Annotated in this window: 12 protein-coding genes and 1 riboswitch; of the genes, 4 read left to right on the top strand and 8 right to left on the bottom strand. The window is 44.8% G+C overall.

What is annotated here, in order from left to right; all coding sequences use genetic code 11:
- Position 1: 1 nt before the first annotated feature.
- From ACSFXN_RS15295 to ACSFXN_RS15280, 4 genes are all read right to left on the bottom strand, one after another.
- Positions 2 to 3772, bottom strand: a complete 3771-nt coding sequence (locus tag ACSFXN_RS15295; RefSeq protein ID WP_437150937.1) for an AAA domain-containing protein — start codon at positions 3770 to 3772, stop codon at positions 2 to 4.
- 656 nt (positions 3773 to 4428) lie between these two features.
- Positions 4429 to 5784 carry an MFS transporter gene (locus ACSFXN_RS15290; protein ID WP_437150936.1) on the bottom strand — a complete coding sequence of 452 codons (1356 nt, stop codon included), beginning with the start codon at positions 5782 to 5784 and terminating at the stop codon, positions 4429 to 4431.
- Positions 5785 to 6645: 861 nt separating this feature from the next.
- Entirely contained in the window at positions 6646 to 7794 is a 1149-nt protein-coding gene (locus ACSFXN_RS15285; RefSeq protein WP_437150935.1) for an NADH-dependent flavin oxidoreductase, read from the bottom strand.
- A gap of 81 nt (positions 7795 to 7875) precedes the next feature.
- Positions 7876 to 8619, bottom strand: coding sequence for an IclR family transcriptional regulator (locus tag ACSFXN_RS15280; protein WP_437150934.1), 744 nt, complete (start codon positions 8617 to 8619; stop codon positions 7876 to 7878).
- Between the two features lie 325 nt (positions 8620 to 8944).
- Here ACSFXN_RS15280 and ACSFXN_RS15275 point away from each other — a divergent pair, with 325 nt between their 5' ends.
- Together ACSFXN_RS15275 and ACSFXN_RS15270 are read left to right on the top strand one after the other, a co-directional pair.
- Positions 8945 to 10246, top strand: coding sequence for an acetamidase/formamidase family protein (locus ACSFXN_RS15275; protein ID WP_437150933.1), 1302 nt, complete (start codon positions 8945 to 8947; stop codon positions 10244 to 10246).
- A 104-nt stretch (positions 10247 to 10350) separates the two neighbouring features.
- Positions 10351 to 11154: a metallophosphoesterase gene (locus tag ACSFXN_RS15270; protein ID WP_437150932.1), complete on the top strand. Its 804-nt coding sequence runs from the start codon at positions 10351 to 10353 to the stop codon at positions 11152 to 11154.
- 115 nt (positions 11155 to 11269) lie between these two features.
- On the opposite strand, the gene ACSFXN_RS15265 is transcribed toward ACSFXN_RS15270, so the two are convergent.
- The 3 genes from ACSFXN_RS15265 to ACSFXN_RS15255 form a co-directional block, all read right to left on the bottom strand.
- Positions 11270 to 12103 (bottom strand): MetQ/NlpA family ABC transporter substrate-binding protein, encoded by an 834-nt coding sequence (locus ACSFXN_RS15265; protein WP_437150931.1) that lies wholly within the window; start codon positions 12101 to 12103, stop codon positions 11270 to 11272.
- Between the two features lie 159 nt (positions 12104 to 12262).
- Positions 12263 to 12381: riboswitch (SAM riboswitch) on the bottom strand.
- Between the two features lie 177 nt (positions 12382 to 12558).
- Positions 12559 to 13461, bottom strand: coding sequence for an alpha/beta hydrolase (locus tag ACSFXN_RS15260; protein WP_437150930.1), 903 nt, complete (start codon positions 13459 to 13461; stop codon positions 12559 to 12561).
- A 314-nt stretch (positions 13462 to 13775) separates the two neighbouring features.
- The gene (locus tag ACSFXN_RS15255; RefSeq protein ID WP_437150929.1) at positions 13776 to 14693 is read right to left on the bottom strand and encodes a hypothetical protein; all 918 of its coding nucleotides are present in this window, start codon (positions 14691 to 14693) and stop codon (positions 13776 to 13778) included.
- 419 nt (positions 14694 to 15112) lie between these two features.
- Here ACSFXN_RS15255 and ACSFXN_RS15250 point away from each other — a divergent pair, with 419 nt between their 5' ends.
- Positions 15113 to 15862: an SDR family NAD(P)-dependent oxidoreductase gene (locus ACSFXN_RS15250; protein WP_437150928.1), complete on the top strand. Its 750-nt coding sequence runs from the start codon at positions 15113 to 15115 to the stop codon at positions 15860 to 15862.
- A gap of 211 nt (positions 15863 to 16073) precedes the next feature.
- On the top strand, positions 16074 to 16550 hold the full coding sequence (locus ACSFXN_RS15245) for an SRPBCC domain-containing protein (RefSeq protein WP_437150927.1): 477 nt from the start codon (positions 16074 to 16076) through the stop codon (positions 16548 to 16550).
- A 119-nt stretch (positions 16551 to 16669) separates the two neighbouring features.
- Here ACSFXN_RS15245 and ACSFXN_RS15240 read toward each other — a convergent pair whose 3' ends face one another.
- On the bottom strand, positions 16670 to 17896 hold the full coding sequence (locus ACSFXN_RS15240; RefSeq protein WP_437150926.1) for an acyl-CoA dehydrogenase family protein: 1227 nt from the start codon (positions 17894 to 17896) through the stop codon (positions 16670 to 16672).
- Positions 17897 to 17901 lie beyond the last annotated feature (5 nt).

The raw sequence follows: 17901 nt of genomic DNA, 5'->3' as shown, positions 1-17901 counted from the left end.
CTCACCCCTTGCTTCCCTGCAATAGCTTCAAGCCATTTTTCTGTTTAACGGTTTCCAATACATGCTGGTACATTTTCTTAGTTTCATCTTTTTTCGCACGTTTCGTGAACATTTCCGAACTGCCGACCAATACCAATAATTGCTTGGCTCGTGACAACGCGACGTTCAAGCGGCGGTAATCTTTTGCGAATCCGATATCGCCGTGGTTGTTTTGGTTGTTGCGCACCATACTGAGCAGAATGATTTCCATTTCGCTTCCTTGGAACCGGTCGACGGTTCCGGTCCGGATCGTCAAATGCGGCAAGCGCAGCTCTTGGTCAATCATCCGCTGCAGCCGTTTGACTTGTTCGCCGTAGAAAGAGATGACACCGACGCTTTTCAGCTCGTTTGCCGCCATTCTTCCAGCCCGCTTCGCTTCCGCCACTGCACCATTCATTTCCACTAACAGCGCACTGATTTCCCCAAGTTCTGCTGGATTGTATAAACTTTTCCCGCCGCTCATCCGTTCTTCAAAATACGCCGGTTCATTCGGCAGATCCAGCCACATCAAGTGGTTCCTGCGTTTCACTGAATTCGATTCGAGTAAATGATCGCGTTCCTGGTCGGAATCCATAAGTCCGCATTGCAATTGCTTGTGCTCCCCTTCATAAAACGGCGAGATCGTTTCCATGATATCCGCATGCATCCGGTACTGAATCGCAAGCATCGTCTTATTGGCTTCCGGCAAGTTTTTATACAAACGCTCAAACAACGACTCTTCCAGCAGCTTCTCAAGCTCCCGCTTTTCTTCAAAGCCGCTGTTTTCTTTGATCATTTCCTCGAGCGTTTCTTCCAAAGTGTCATTTCCAAGAAGCGGCGGCAATTGATGGTGGTCACCGACCAAAATGATTTTCTTGCCTTTCAGCATTGGCAGCAACAGTTCCGGCGGTGTTGCTTTCGACACTTCATCGATGATCACGACATCAAATACCGGATAGTTGTCGACGAAATCCTTGCGTGCAGAAGCCACACAAGTCGTCCCAATGACATTGGCATGCTTGATATACAATTTGCGGATTTCATCTAAATCATGGTCATTCGCGCCTTCCAATAAATCCAGCCATTTTTTCTGGATGGACTGCATCAAAGGCAGATTCTTCTTTTCCTGTTTGAGGGATTCCTGATCAAATGAAAGACTGGCGATTTTCTTCGCCGTTTCTTCGTATTCGGCCTCGGGGTTGGAAGAAAGGATATTTTTTAAAGCATCCACTTCTTTTTCTTTGAGCGATATGCTTTCTTGTACTTGTTCCAGTTCAGCGTTTATTTCAGCCATTCTTGCTTCCTGGATCTCTAAAGCAGTTGTTTCTTGTGCACAATCGCCTTGAAGTTCTTCCAACCGCTTTTCTGCCTGTTCATACAAGGCTTTTTCTTTTTGGAGTTCAACGAGTTCAGCTTTATATTCACGGATGGCTGCTTCGATATCTTCAGGAATATCGGCATCAACAGCCAGTTCTTTGTATTGCTGTTCAAGCGGAGCTAAGTCCTGCTGCTTCCGTTCCAGTTCTGTCTGCCATTTCCGGTCCAACTCGAGATAATGCTGTTGCTGCTTTAACAGCTCTCCGCACACCGCCTTTTTCAATTCCTGAAAAGTCCGCTTGGTTTCTTCGATATACGCTTCCGCAGACTTCAGCTTCGCGCCTCTTCTCCATAGATTCTGTTGGCGCTTGTACAACCCTGTGAGCGCTTTTGCCAAAACCGCCGGCTCGTTTCGCTGCGGACTCTTCAGTACTTCCCGCAGCTTTTCCAAAAAGGAATCGATTTCAGAAGAACGGTAGGCTTCCGGTTTTGCTAAGGCGTGCTGCTTCATTTCATCAATAGAAGGGTTAAAAGGCATTAATAATTGTTCCACATAGGAAATCGCTGCGGCAATCAGTTCGTTGTATTTCCGCAGTTTTTCAAACTCATTCATCTTTTCACGGATCATCTCTAATTTATTGAAAGAATAAGTGATGGCCGGTGTTTCTTCAATTTTTTGCTCAGCCATCACCTGTATCAAGCTGTCCACTTTTTTCACGCGTCCGGTTGCATCTGCTAAAGCGTTCTTCTGTTCAATAACCGCCGTTACTTGTTTGCGTTTATCAGCAATTGCAGCAAGATCCCGCTTTTTACTGGTCAATTCTTCTTCAAGCTTTCTGGACAGCAATGCACGCTCGAGTTGCTGGATATTATCCGATATCCGCTTTTGCTCTTCCTGGAACCACTGGATGCTCTTGCTTTCAATCATGAATTGATCTTGGTGAATCAACTTTTCAAGCGCCTGCAGCTTTTGTGTCATTTCACGCTGTTCATCCATGGCTTTTTGTTTCAAAAGCTCGAATGCTTTTAGTTTGTCTTGTTCTTCTTCCAATGCCGTTTCAATGGCATGATGTTTTTCCTGCGCTGTTTTCTTCTCCTTGACGGCTGCCGCTAAGTTTTCGTAAACCGGCTGCAACTCTTCATAAGCTTGTTCCGTTGCCGCGAGTTCTTTTTCCAGCTGGGTTTCCCGTTTTTGGCGCGTCTCGTATTGTGCCGATATTTCTTTCAGTGTATTGTCTTTCCAATACTGGCCGACGTTTTCTTCGATAAATTTTTTGCCTTCTTCTTCGATGCTTTCGGTCCGGCCGACACGCAAAATTCGGATATCTTTATGCGCCAGCAAACGGCCGAGTGCATTATCAACCGCTAAATTCGACTGTGAAGCGACAAGCGTCTTCAATCCCTTTTTGGCATTTTGAAGGCAGATCTCTGCAATTACCGTGGTTTTCCCTGTGCCAGGCGGACCTTGGATGACATACAAATCTTCCGCCGCCACCGCACCTGATACAGCTTGCTGCTGGAATTCATTCAGCCGATTATGGAATGCCAGCCGTTCTATTTTTTGGAGCGGCTGCACCGGCAGTTTTTCTTCAAACAACAGGCGGTCAAGATTCGGATTCACTGCCAAACCCTTTTCTAAATTCGTAAAACCTTGGCGCAGCCTTCTGATTTGGCTGAGGGCCGCAAAATTGCTGAAGACCACTTCTCTTTTATTTAATGAATGTTCTTTCTCGCGAAGCTGTTTGACGGCGTAATTTTGAAGTTCTATTTCGACCGTCCGGTTCGCTGCTTTGATCACCGTTCCGACATCGCCATCAATCCCGGCAAGCCGAACACTTAAATTCTTCAAGGTTTTCCACTCATTGTCTTTCATTTGGCAGCCGGTCAACGTGATGCGGCTGAAATCGCGGCTAAAAGCCAGTTTCGAATAAGAAGTCTTGATATCCGGTATATCCATGCCGCGTTCCTGAATCTTCAAATAGCCTTCCCAGCTGGAAATCCGCTTTTTCACATAATCCGAACTTTCCTTTGCCGGTGTCATGCGATTGAACAAATTGAGGAGTACGACTGGCGCTGGGTCCCGGGAGTTGTCAAAACGGATGGATTCTTCACGCTGCCAGTTCGTTCCGAGCGCTCCATACGCTTTCCGAAGCGTCACATTCGTCACCAGCAATTGATGGTTCTTGACGACACAGTGAAAGACGATCAATCCTTCCAGTTCCTTCTCGGTCAAACGCTTATTCTCCGCTTTGTCGAAAATCAGGGCAACCGAAAGAGAGGCATCCGGATTTGAAGGATACCTTTCGATAAACACATTAAAAGCCTGTTTCTCCATAAAAAATGAGCGTTCGTTGATGCCGAACCCTCTCATCTTTTCCGTAGCGGTCTTTGTCATTCGTAAGGATGTGCTGTATGTACCTGTTTTTGCTAATACCATTTAATCACCTGTTCTGTATAACTGAAGAAATCTCTTGTGCCAAGATCCAGCCCTTCAAAAATAAAAGCTGTTCTTTTTCATTTAATCATCATATCATCTATTCTTGGAATTTATGTTGTTAAGCTGTGAATTTTATGACTAAAAAAGTTGCACGAAAACACTGATTTCTACATACCACGCCAGCTGCTGTCTGGCCTAATGAACGCCAATCTAAGCTGTAGAGAAACTCTCTATATCCTTTTCACATTTCGCTCCAGGTGGGACGCTTTCCGCGGACATGGCTTCAGCCGCTTCCTTCGCTTTGCTCAGTCCAGGGTCTTCAGCTCATGTTATTTCCGCTGGAGTCGCCCACCTTCCGCTGCATTCAGCTTCCTTTTACCACTTCTAGAGACTCTCTAAAAGTGTGATTGTTTCGGAAAGCTCTCTAATGTTTATGCTTGCTCTCTAGATATGGAGACAACCAGCGCAGACGCCTGCGGGATAGCGAGACAGCCGAGACCCCGCAAGGAGCGAAGCGGATGAGGAGGCTTGGCGCTCGCCCGCGGCAAGCGGAGCTGGTTGGCGGAATATCGGTTAAGGGGGACAACTAATACAAATTTTAACTTTCTCAACAAACTGAAAGAACTGCATCCTCAAGGATGCAGTTCTTCTTAATATTAATACATCGTCTCACTCGTTTGAGAAGTGTGTATTTTTAATTCTTTTTGTCTTGCATATGATTCTTTATCGGGCACTAATGCCAAGGCGATTGCAGCTATCAATCCTGGAATCGCGAAAGCGATGAAGTTCATCTGGATCGGCAAACTGATTGATAACAGAAAACCGCCAAGAACCGGTCCAAGCATGCCGCCGATGCGGCCGATGCTTGATGCCGTTCCAAGTGCAGTCGAACGGATGTAAGCCGGGTAATATTGCGAGACATAAGCCTGGACAATATTTTGTGAGCCGATTGTTGCTGCTCCGGCAATTGCCACCAAGACATAAATTACGACAATGTTGCCGCCAAAACCAAGTAAAGTCAAGACGACTGCGCCTGATGCGTACATCGGCACCAGCAATTTTTTAGCACCGTATTTATCGCAAAGACGGGCAATGATCAAAGTACCGACAATCGCGCCGCCTTGCAATGCGATAAGGAAGCCAAGACTTGAATTCAATGCATATCCTGCATCCATCATCAATTTAGGCAACCATGTATTCAGTCCGTAGACCATCAACAAGCAAGAGAAGAAAGCAATCCAGAACATGACTGTACTCAAGCCGCGCTTTTCTTTGAACAAGCCGACAAGCGGAACTTTCGTATCTGATTTTTCGAGTTCCAATACTTCATCGTTATCATTGAATTCCGTTTCCGGGCTCACTTTTCTCAAAATCTTGAAAAGTTCTTTTTTATTGCCGGAACGGATCAAATGGCTGGCAGTCTCCGGCAATTGTTTGTACATCCATGGCAGGGCCAAAAGCGGCAAGCCTGCAATCCAGAAGATCGATTCCCAGCCGAATTGCGGCATCAAGTAAATGCCCAGCAAAGGCGCCAATATCCCACCTACGGAATAGCCGCATAAAACGATTGAAACCATCATGCTTCTCATCGATTTAGGTGAATAATCCGTCAGCAACGCAATGACGTTCGGCATGATTCCGCCAAGGCCAAGGCCTGCTAAAAAGCGATACGTTGAAAACATCGTCGGCGTGTCGGCAAAGCCGCACAATACGGTAAACAAACTGAATAGGATAACTGTCATTACCACTACTTTTTTGCGCCCGATCCGATCTGCCAATGTTCCAAAGAAAACGGCACCGAACATCATACCGAATAATCCATAACTGCCCATGGCACCAGCTTCAACTGATGTCAAGTTCCAGTTCTCAATCAGCACCGGCACTACCGTACCGTAAACCACCAAATCATATCCATCAAATGCGATGATCAAAAAACTCCATAACAGCAAACTCCAATGGAAGCGATTGAATTTACTGTTGGCGATTACTTCGTTCGTATTTATTGTAGCCATACTAGTCCCCCTCGTCTTTTAGTTCTTCTGCAAAAACTCCACTTTCTTTACGTGCTTGTTCTTTTCTTTGATAAACTTGCCTTATTTCTCCTGATCCGCTATTTCAGCCTTAATGCATGAAATGGCAAAATCATGAAGTTCGTACCACTGATTATGCAATGCTCTTACAAGCACTTTTCTTCAATACCATTCTTAAATTTATGCTTTAGTTGAAAGATGTTACTAAAAACAGAACCCCTTCCAAACAGCTGCATACGCTGTTTGAAGAAGAGGTATTCTGCCTAATTCAGCAGAAAGCTGTTTAAAATTTGCGGAGCCATTATGACGCCTAACACTTTCTCTCCTTCGCTTTCTCTGCCTAATCTGAATAACTCCCATAAATCAATTTAGCCAGCGAAAATAAATAGAGAAGCAAAAATATAGAAATAGATATATGAATATAACTCATTTAAAGCGCTTTCATTAAATATTCTATAAATAGAGAACTTATTACACTATTAGTATATTTATGGCTCATTGTAAAGTCAATGGAGAATTTTCTGCTTACTTAAAAACAGGTTTATGGTCCTATCAGGTTTTTAAGCATATATCGGAACCTTAATTTAAAATAGTTCTTAATTGAAACTCTTAAAAGATGGCTCTTTCTTCAGCCGCTGTACTCAGCTACAATCCTGACAAAATTTGCTAGCTGACGAAAGCCTGGTAGTCAAAAGCAATCTTAATAAATATACGCATAATCGAAATTCGAACTTTTGATGCAGGAAAATCCAACAGGCCACTCCTTGAATCAAAACGGCCGCAACCATAAAAAAACGGCAAAGGAGAATTCCCTTGCCGCTTTAATTTAGATTAAATTCTTAATTATTTTGTGACTTTTACTGGAAACCAACCCGGAACAGACATCATTAACTCCCATAATGGATCCGGTACCTGAAGTTTATCCTGGTCATCGGAATGGATTGCCGTTTGAATTTCGGTTTCCTGTCCTTGTTCGACTTTTTCCACCCAAGTCGGCTCCATAATCAGTTGTCTTCCAAGAGCAATCAAAGGAATACCTGTTTGCTCAAGTGCTTCGACAGCCTGGTCTGGTGTATGTATGGAACCTACACCAATAATCGGCACACGGTCTCCGACATGTTCCTGAATCAGTTCAATCCGTGATCGGTCGCTTTCCACACCGCGCCGCGGCTTCGACCAAAAATCATTCAACGCCATATGAAGGTAATCCAGATCCGCTTCTTTTAAAGCATCGAGAAGCGCAAATGTCTCGGCCATCGTAATGCCCGGTGTTTCGGGTTCTTCCGGTGACAAGCGGTAGCCAAGGATAAACGGTTCTTTGGCATGTTCCGCAATGATTTTTTTCGCTTCCTCAATAACAGCTAATGGGAAAGCCAGGCGATTCTCAAGAGAATCTCCCCAGCGATCATTCCGTGTATTGGAATGAGGAGAAAAGAATTGCTGGATGATGTAGCCGCTTGCGCCGTGCAATTCCACTCCATCAAATCCGGCTTCAATCGCCCGTCTCGTCGCTTCGCCGAAATCCCGGATCAATTCCAGCACTTCGATGTCGGTTAAGCTGCGGGGTGTCTGTTCAATGCTATAGAACCCCCTATCCAATAGCGGCGCCACACTGCTTGCGCTGACCGTTTCTCCATTTGAAATCAGATGGGGTACCGCTAAGCGGCCGCCATGATAAAGCTGCAGCACCGCTTTTGCGCCTTGTTCTTTTATAGAAGAAGCTACGCTGCGGAGGCTCGGAATCATCGCATCCTGGTGTGCCGAAAATTGCCCTTCAAAGCCTTTGCCATTTTCCTGGACATACGCGCAGGCGGTAACAACCATGCCTGGACCGCTTGAACGGGCGGCATAATAAGCCAGTTCTGCATCTGAAGCCGTGTCATCTGGATTTGCTGAAAAAGTAGTCATCGGCGGCATGACGATGCGATTTTTCAACTGCACGCCATTTCGCAATGTTAAAGGTTCAAATAATGGTTTATAACTTTCCTTCATCGGTTAATCTCTCCTCTTGATGTTTACAAAACTTTGTGGCTGTTGAATACGAAGCTATTAAAATTTTAAGCCTTGCCATTCCTAATAGCGAAGGTCCAGCTCTTTTGTGATTTCTTTGCTGACGGCTTTGACTTTATTGGTCAAGCCTCTCAGCAAAGTCTTTTTCATCTTGTCGACGGGTCCGGCAATCGCAACTGCGGCAATGACGCGGTCTTTATAGAATACCGGTGCTGCGATGCAGCGGACGCCGACAAAACGTTCTTCATCATCAATGGCAAATCCCTGTTTTTGGATGATGTCCAAATGCTGCTCAAACAACTCCCGATCGATGAAGGTCTGGTCTGTAGCCTGGCTAAGCGAGAGGCGGAAAGAAATTCCCTCTGGTTCTGCAGGCTTTAAGTTCGCCAGTATGACTTTGCCAAGTGCGCTAATATGGGCGGGAGACCGGTCGCCAATCTCAGGTTGAAACGGTTCCTTGAAAGGCGGTTTGAGCATTTGCTTCATCACCACGTCGTTGTCTTCCAATACGCCGATATAAACCCCTTCTGACTCCTCTACTCCTAATTGATAAGGCGTTTTCAATGAAGTCCAGTCAAAAGCGCGTGTGCTGTGGCTTTGATGAAACTTGCCTTTGCTCAACGTGAAGTACTTATCTTTTTTGATGACGTAGTCCATGTTTTCCAAAGTGCAGAGCAAGCGAAAAGCCGTAGTTTTGTTTAAAGATAAAGCCGCTGTGATTTCGGTTAAGGTCAGAAGTTCCTCTTCTTGCAGCAGGTCCAAAATCTGCAGCCCTTTTTTTAATGTGGCCACCTCATAGTTGCTCATCAAGTTCACCTCATCTTTGAACTCATCTTAAAGGAGCCTTTCTGCACTTACAACAACTTGGCATTTTGTTTCACTATGTGAAACTTAACTGTTGCTTCCTATTCCGATGCACGGCTCATTTATGGGCCTGGCTCCTGCTGTTATATAGATGGAAGCCATCTTTGAAATCGTTGGTTTTATTGATGTAAAAAAGTCGTCTTCCTTCTTTAAATTCTGAAATGAGCAGGCTGTTTTAAAATGAAAAACAGCGCATTTAATTGTTAAAGGCCCCCTAAACCTATATAATTTAAGTAATCTGATAATTCAAACAAAGAGGAGGATTATTGTGAACAAAACGGTAGTCGAAACGTTATTCGTCAATCATTTCGTAGACGGCATTTTGGATCCGGGAAAAGAAATGTTAGGGCCGGTGAAAGACGGTGGATACATTATTGCGAATACGGCTCCAGGCTGTTGGGGCCCCATGATTACGCCAAGCATCAAGGGCGGCCACGAAGTGACAAAACCTGTTTATGTGGAAGGGGCTGAACCGGGCGACGCAATTGCCATCCGGATCCAGTCCATCACGGTCACTTCGCAAGCGACCGCTTCCGGCAACGACAAAATGATTGAAGACCGCGCAGACGGTGATGGCTACGTCGCCGCGAAATGTCCGGAATGCGGAACAAAGAATCCGGAAACCGTCATTAAAGGCATCGGCATGGAAGCCATCCGCTGTGCGAAGTGTGGAGCGGACGCCACTCCATTCGTTTTCACGAATGGCTATACCATTTTCTTCGGGGAAAACGGCGATGTCGGCCTCACCTTGCCGCAAGAAGCAGCTGAAACCATTGCAAAAGCCGGACGGGATTACATGAAAACTCCCGAAGCTTCTGTACAAAATCCGGTCGTCACGTTTGCACCGCATGACTTGGTCGGCACGATGGCACGCATGCGCCCTTTCCTTGGACAATTGGGAACGACGCCATCCCGGCCAACGCCTGATTCCCATAATGCCGGAGACTTCGGTTCTTTCCTGGTCGGTGCCACCCATGATTATGCGAGCACGCAGGAAGAATTGGAAACCCACCGGACGGACGGCCATTTGGATGTCAACCGTGTGCGCGCCGGTGCTGTTTTGATCTGCCCTGTTAAAGTTCCCGGAGGCGGCGTTTACCTCGGTGATATGCATGCGATGCAAGGAGACGGTGAAATCGCCGGGCATACAGCAGACGTTTCGGGCATCACCCATCTCCAAGTCCATGTTTTGAAAGGGTTTAATATCAAAGGACCGATTTTGCTGCCGAATATCGAGGATCTGCCCTATACGGCGAAGCCGTTCACTGCAGAAGAACGGCAATCCGCCCAGCAAATTGCTGACAAATGGAACGTCTCTCAGATTGAACAATCCTATCCGGTCTCTTTTATCGGATCCGGGCCGAATTTGAATGATGCGACTGAAAATGGGTTGAACCGTGCTGCTGAATTTTTCGGTGTGTCCGTTCCGGAAATCATGAACCGCGCGACCATCACTGGAGCGATTGAAATCGGCCGCCATCCAGGCGTCATTACGGTGACTTTCCTTGCTCCGGAAGCGTATTTGAAAAAAACCGATTTATTCGACTTAGTCAAAAATCAGTACGGATAATACCAAAAACGCCATTCCGGAAAAGGAATGGCGTTCTTACTGAATCCGTGCATGACGGCTATACGAATTTTAACCAGATGCAACCGAGACAGGAGGAACCGCAGTTGAAAATCGCCGTTTTATCAGACATTCATGAAGGGTTAAACCGCAAAAAAACAGAAACAGATATTTTAGCCATAGTCGAACAATGGGTAAAAAACCACTCCCCCGACGTATTCATCGTGAGCGGAGATATAGCTGCCGGCCCTGAAAAAGGTTTGGCTCTTTTAAATCGGCTGCAAGACGGTTTTCCAGAAACCAAGCTATTATTCGTCCATGGCAACCACGATGTCTATGCGGAAGATTCCGCCGCTGCCTATTCCAAACTTCTCGAGTTCCGCGGAAATCTTGGCAACGGCCCTGTCCAATTGAACGAAGACTGGGTCGTAATCGACGATGGCGGCTGGTATGATTACACATTCGGCGTTGCGGGATTTACTGAACAGCAATTTGCCAAAGGCACATTCGGCAGCTTTACGTGGCCGGATAAAACGTATGCCCACTGGCCAGTAACCGACTCTGCCTTGACGGAGCAGTATACCGCAAAACTGGAGAACTGGCTCAAAGAATATCGCGGCAAAAACATCATCCTGGTCACTCATGTTGTACCGTTCGCTCATTTTCTGCAAGTGAAGGAAGATCCGAGCTGGGATTTCTTCAATGCCATGATGGGAAGTTCCCGCTTTGGCGAACTGGCGATGGAATACCAGGTCAAAAAGCTTATTTTTGGCCATACCCATACACGCTATCATGAACATTATAAAAACATTGAAGTAATCTGCAATCCGCTCGGCTATTACCCGCATGAATGGAACCTGCAGTCAGCTGAAGAAGAAATCGCATCAACGATTAAAATGATTGAAATTTAAAGAATTGTGCTATCCGCCTACTCCCTTTTTCGGACCTGCGAATACTGGCCAATACCGTTAAACAAAAAAAGCCGCCTTCGATGGATTCCATCGAAGGCGGCTTTCTCATTAAGTTTTACCAAGAAGGAATAAGCGATCCCGCAAACTCTTTTTCAATGAATTGTTTTACTTCATCGCTATGGTACAGTTCAAGGAATTGCTTGATCGCTTCATCGTCTTTGTTTTCAGTGCGTGATGCAACAAGATTGACGAAAGGCGAGTCGCTTGGTTCGATGAAAATCGAATCTTCTGCTGGCACAAAGCCCGCTTCAAGCGCGAAATTGGTATTGATGGCTGCTGCATCCAGCTCGTTCAATTGGCGTGGAATTTGAGCAGAGTCCAGTTCGATAAACTCGTAGTTGTTTTTATTTTCAGCGATATCCATTACCGTCGCCTGCAAGCCAACGCCTTCCTTCACTTTAAGAAGGCCCGCTTTTTCGAACAAAGCTAGAGCCCGTCCACTATTGGTCGGATCACTCGGCAAACCGATTTTTGCTCCTTCCGGCAGTTCGCTGACATCTTTGTAGTCTAATGAATAAATGCCCATCGGAAACGTTACCGTATCACCGACGCGGACCAAATCCAAGTCCCGGCTTTTTTTCATTTCTTCAAAAAACGGTTCCGTCTGGAATGAGTTCAAGTCAATTTCCTCTTCTGCTAACGCAACATTCGGCATTACGTAGTCAGAGAACACTTTCGTTTCAATAGTGAAGTCCAGTCCTTGCTCTTCTGCAAGTTCCGCAACTTTTTCGACGAGCTCTTCATGCGGACCTCCGGTTACGCCGACCGTTAAAACACCATCACTGACAAGGCTTTCCGCTTCTTTAGTTGATGCCTCTTCACCACTTCCGCAAGCTCCTAAAACTGCTGCTGACAAAACCAGTACACTTCCTGCTATCCATTTCTTCATGTCATTTCCCCTTTTCCTGTTTCTTTTTCATTGCCAGTGTGGCCAGTAAAACCTTCAACTGCATGCAGCCGTTGTAATGACAACCCGCTTCCTTTTCTGTGAAAAATAAAAATGCCTCTCTTAAAAGAGAGGCATTCAAAAAAGTTTGAGTTTACACCTCTCTTATTTTCCAAAATACCAAGTATTTTGCAGGATGTAGCACCTTTTCATGGTCGTTCAAAACCTTGAATGGTTGCCGGGCTTCACAGGGCCAGTCCCTCCGCCGCTCTTCATAAGAGATTTACATATTTAATTTATATTTTCATACTATTTCAATATAACGCAAAAAGCAAGACCCATTTTGTTTATTGTGAATTTTAGCAATAAAGAACCAGATTGAAATACCACTTAGGTTTAGAATTTCCATTGATAAAGGAAAGCATTTTTTTTGTCTCTCTGCTTTCTTTAAATCAGTCTCACAAATGCTCCTTGAACCACTCAATTTGTGGTGGCAGAAAATCCGACAATCCTGGGTCTACATAGGCACTATAGTGGCCGCCGGGAAGAACCACTAATTTTTTAGGCTCATGTGCTTTTTGAAAAGCTTCTATGGTTAAATCCGCTGTCGCCAACATATCATTTTCTGCCACCAACATTAATAAAGGTGTCGGGGAAATACGCTCAATCGTGCTGCTCGGGCTATATTCCAAAAGAGCTTCCATTGTTTCAAGCGTAATTCTATTTTCCCAATTTGGTGCAATCGTGTTCCCTGTTTCAGTAAACCAGTCAAAAGCCTCTGGAATCGGCAAAGCACTTACTTCACCCTCTGGTGCAACTACCGGCACATACTGGTGCTCCGCTCCCATATAACGGGCCAGACGGTAAGCACTTAGATTTTGGACGAATCCATGGAATATGTCATTTCTCATTAACCGTTGAGCACTCTTCCATCCGTTTACCACGGGAGCTTGGGCTACGACAACTTTCACCCGTGGATCTATTGCTGCCAAATGCAATACATGAGCTCCACTGTAGCCAGCTCCCCATATGCCAATTCGATTTTCATCTACTTGATCATGAGTTGAAATCCAGCTGATTGCATTTCTATAATCTTTATGCTGCTCTGCAGGAATCACATGCTGCCTTGGCTCCCCTTCACTTTCCCCGATAAATCGGTAATCAAAAACCAATACGGCAAAACCTGCCTCTGCAAATTTTTCCGCAAAGTTCTTCAAATGCATCTCTTTCACCGCATTAAATCCATGCGCCATGACAATCGCCGGTTTTTTGCTAAGCTCTCCTCCTTCCGGAACGTACAACCAGCCCTTACAATTTAACCCTTCGCTTACGAACGTAACATCATTCTTGATAACCTTCATTTCATCCCTCCTTTGGAATTTATTATTTCGAAAATATAGCAAAAACTTCCTCTTTCTAAATGTATCAGAAAAATCAGATAATTAATATAAAGGATTGATTATTGTACGGGTCAATTGAAGGAGAATTCTTTTTAAAGAATCTGTTTAGTATTTTTCATTACCAAACCTAGCGGAGCTGCCAGAATTCAGCCTGTCTTATATTCTTCTAAAACATTAAGTTTTGATCCATACCCCATCATGCCCAATCATTCTGCAACAAAGGAAAGCGCAAAAAAGGACCAAGAGTTTCCTCTAAGTCCCTGAAGGTTTTCCCATTATTTGTTCTTGTATTCCGTCACAATCGTGCCAATAAGAATTCCCATTACTCGGCCTTTGAACGCATCCGGTACGGATTCACCGGTTGGGTTTTTGTAATACAAAAGATTGGCTTCTTCGTTATATGTAAAGCCAAGATTCATTAAGTTCGTTTTTAACGGCTCCGGCAATTGGTCGCTGCCTGTCACTTCTTTAAAGTAAGGTGTCGTATAGATCGAAACATCGACATCATCCAAGCTGGATTCGAGAACGAATAGATCTGTATCACTTTTCACAATCCATTGGCCTTTAGAGCTGACTGCTAATTGCATATGTTCCAAAGTGGAAATGCCCTCCAGATTAACCCCAAAAATCTGATTGATCAGCACACGGCTCTCTGCGCCAGTGAGTGCGTAATCGTGATCTTTCAGATAGCGGTCCATCACTTCATTCTTCGCCATTTCCATAATCCGTGCATCTTGCTTAGTCGATGCCGGTTCTTCGTTCAAGGAAACACGCAAGCTTTCCATCACATCTGTAGGATAGCTGGCCAATTTGCTGCCATAATCCATCTTCGAAACGTAGTTCAGATCGATATCAAAGATTTCTTTTACCGCCAGCCGAACTTCATTGCCTTTGACCTTTTTGCCAAATGAAGCTAAGTAACGGTCCATGACGTTCACTTTCGGCATCGTTTGAATCACAGCATCTACTTGGGTTGACTTAGCATTTGCTCCTAAACTAACCCGGACCGCTTTCATTACCTTTTTCGAATACTTCGTATCCTGTTCAATATGCTGCGCTTCGTAGGCTTGAGTATTCGAGTATGCTGGTGCTTCTGCAGCAAAGACGCTTCCTACTCCGCCAGTTAAAGCAACACTTGTGATCGTGCTGAATAAGATAAGATTTTTTGTCATGTTTTTGAATTGGATTTTCATTTTTATTCCTCTTTCTAGAAACTATAATTTTGTATTGTACCGGATATGAGCTTCAGCTAATCTTTTAGTTTTATTTCTTTTCCTTTATATTACAATGAACAATTCCTTTAGTCTATAACGATTGTATTTTAAAGAAACATTTAAAGCTTTTCCTGTCTTAAAAGCGACATAATTACAAACTTGAATAGCTGACTTTCTCACGTCCTTAATACGATTCTATTTAATAGATTTCATAGTTTTCCAGCCGTCATAACACACATTCTGTGACAGCAAAATTTTTCAACCGTTCTGAATTTTCCCGATTCATCGTGCAATTATAAGCAGATATCTTGAATTAAAGATATATTGGCGTAGTATTAAATGTAAGGTACAGGAACTCAGCTGTACAAATTCAGAAAAATCTAAGGAGGAGTTTTAGTATGAGCAGATTACAAGACAAAGTAGCAGTCATTACAGGTGGTGCTGGTGGAATCGGTAAAGTTACCGCTAAACGCTTTTTAGAAGAAGGTGCGTCTGTCGTATTGGTTGATTTATTCGAAGAGGCGTTGGCTGAAGCGAAAAAAGAATTGGGCGATAATGTCTTAACCGTCCAAGCAGATGTAACTAAAGAAGAAGACGTTAAAAATTATGTCAAGAAAACAATGGACACTTACGGAAAAATCGATATTTTCTTTAATAACGCAGGAATTGAAGGGAAAGTCGCGCCGATCGTTGAACAGAAAGTAGAAGATTTGGATAAAGTTCTGGCTGTCAACGTCCGCGGCGTATTCTTAGGCCTGCAAAATGTTTTGCCAGTCATGATCAACCAAAAATCAGGCAGCATCATCAATACTTCATCAGTTGCCGGTTTAGGAGGATCTCCAAACGTTTCCCCTTATATTGCATCAAAACACGCAGTAGTCGGTTTAACGAAAGCCGCCGCAATCGAAAACGCAGCTTATGGAATCCGGGTCAACTCTATTCACCCATCTCCAGTCAATACACGCATGATGCGTTCGCTCGAAAGCGGGCTGAAAGTGGACGAAGCAACACTCGCAACCAGCATTCCACTTGGCCGCTATGGTGAATCTGATGATATCTCGAACTTGGTATTGTTCTTGGCATCGGATGAAAGCACATTCATCACAGGTGCTCAGTATCGTGTTGATGGCGGCATGGGCGCACTTTAATCAAGAAATAATTTAAAAATGACTTCGGGTACAAATCCGAAGTCATTTTTCTTTTTATATTCAATTGGACTTACTGGTGTTTCATCTGTATAGAAGATTACAACCGTTGGAGTTGGCCGACAATCATACAAATAAAATGCATCTGATGCCTTATACGTTTATGATGAAATTGAAATTAAAATGGATGAAAAATTACTGAGGAGGTTTTATCATGGCAACCCGGTCCAACTGCAGAATCGATTCCGCTTCACGAGTGATTAAGGCATCGCCAAACGCTATCTACCAAGCGTTCATGAACCCTGAATCTTTGCGTTCTTGGCTTCCGCCAAAAGGAATGTCGGCCCATATGGACGTTTTTGAACCTCACGAAGGTGGAACTTACCGGATGACTCTTACTTACGAAACCGATCACTCAACCCCTGGAAAGACTTCAGACAATACGGACGTAACCGAAGGGAAGTTTTTGGAGTTGGTTCCGGATACCAAAATTGTATGTTCCGGAAAATTCGATTCTGAAGATCCGGCGTTCTCCGGCGAGATGAGCCAGACTTGGTACTTGGAAGCCGTTCCAGCAGGAACAAAAGTGACAATCGTTTGCGAACATGTCCCTGAAGGAATACGAAAAGAAGATCATGACGATGGTTTGAATTCCACACTTGAAAACCTTGCTGAATTTCTTGGAAAATAGACGGTAAAATATACTTCCCGCTTCCAGGGAAGCAGTTCAATTGCCACACCCAGCCTGCTGATGCAGCGAGTGTGGCAATGTTTATTGCCGCTTATTGTATTCCCATAAAATTTTAAGATCTAGTTATTTGGCAAAGAAGCAACGGTTTCGCCTGTTTCCTCTTGCCAAGCTGGAAGGGTTTTGCTTAACGGTTTGTCTTCCTTATAACCGAGTACATATTCCGCTTGCATAATGGTATGGATTTCACGTGTTCCTTCATATATGACCGGCGCTTTGGAATTTCGCAAAAAGCGGCTGACCGGATACTGGTCCGAGTATCCATAAGCTCCGTGAATTTGGAAAGCGTCGTCTGCAGCCTGGTTGGCAAAATCACAGGCTTGCCATTTTGCCAATGACGTTTCTCTCGTATTGCGCTTTCCTTCGTTTTTCAGTTCGCCGGCCCGGTACACAAGCAGACGGCTCATTTGATAGCCCGCTTCCATTTTGGCAATCATTTGCTGAACAAGCTGGTGTCTGCCAATCTCTTTTCCGAAGGTTTTGCGTTCGTGGCAATAACTGACGCTCGCTTCCAAACAAGCCATGATTTGCCCCACTGCTCCTGCAGCAACAGTAAAACGGCCATTGTCGAGTGCAGCCATCGCGATTTTAAATCCTTCTCCTTCTTCGCCAAGCAAATTCTCTTTTGGCACTTTGACGTCCTCGAAGAACAACTCCCCGGTGTTGCCTGCCCGGATGCCGTGTTTCCCTTTGATCGCTTTGGATGAAAATCCTTCCCACGTCCGTTCTACAATAAATGCCGAAATCGCTTTATGTTTCTCTGACTGTTCTCCGGTGTAAGCGAAAACCAGGAAATGGTCGGCCACATCGCATAAGGAAATCCATGTTTTTTGGCCATTCAGAATATAGTGGTCGCCGTCTTTTTTGGCAGTCGTCTGCATCGCAGCCACGTCTGATCCAGCGCCTGGCTCGGTCAACCCGAATGCTCCGATTTTTTCTCCGCTGGCTTGCGGCGTTAAATACTTCTGTTTCTGTTCTTCGGTTCCCCACTGAAGAAGCGTCATGCTATTCAGTCCAATATGGACCGAAACCGCTGTCCGGAAAGTCGTGTCGCCCCGCTCCAACTCTTCACAAACGATGGCCAGTGAATTATAATCCATGCCACTGCCGCCATATTGTTCGGGAATGCATACACCCATCAATCCAAGTTCTGCAAGTTTGGAATAAATCGCCGGGTCTGATTGCCCTTCGCGGTCCCATTCTTCGATATAGGGCATGATTTCCTTGTCTACAAAATTCCGGGTAGCGCTGCGCAGCAATTCCTGTTCTTGAGTAAATTTAAAGTTCATAGTTT

Origin of the sequence: Planococcus sp. 1R117A (assembly GCF_051417975.1) — a bacterium.
GTDB classification, from domain to species: domain Bacteria; phylum Bacillota; class Bacilli; order Bacillales_A; family Planococcaceae; genus Planococcus; species Planococcus shenhongbingii.
This window is presented reverse-complemented; position numbering and strand designations above follow the sequence as displayed.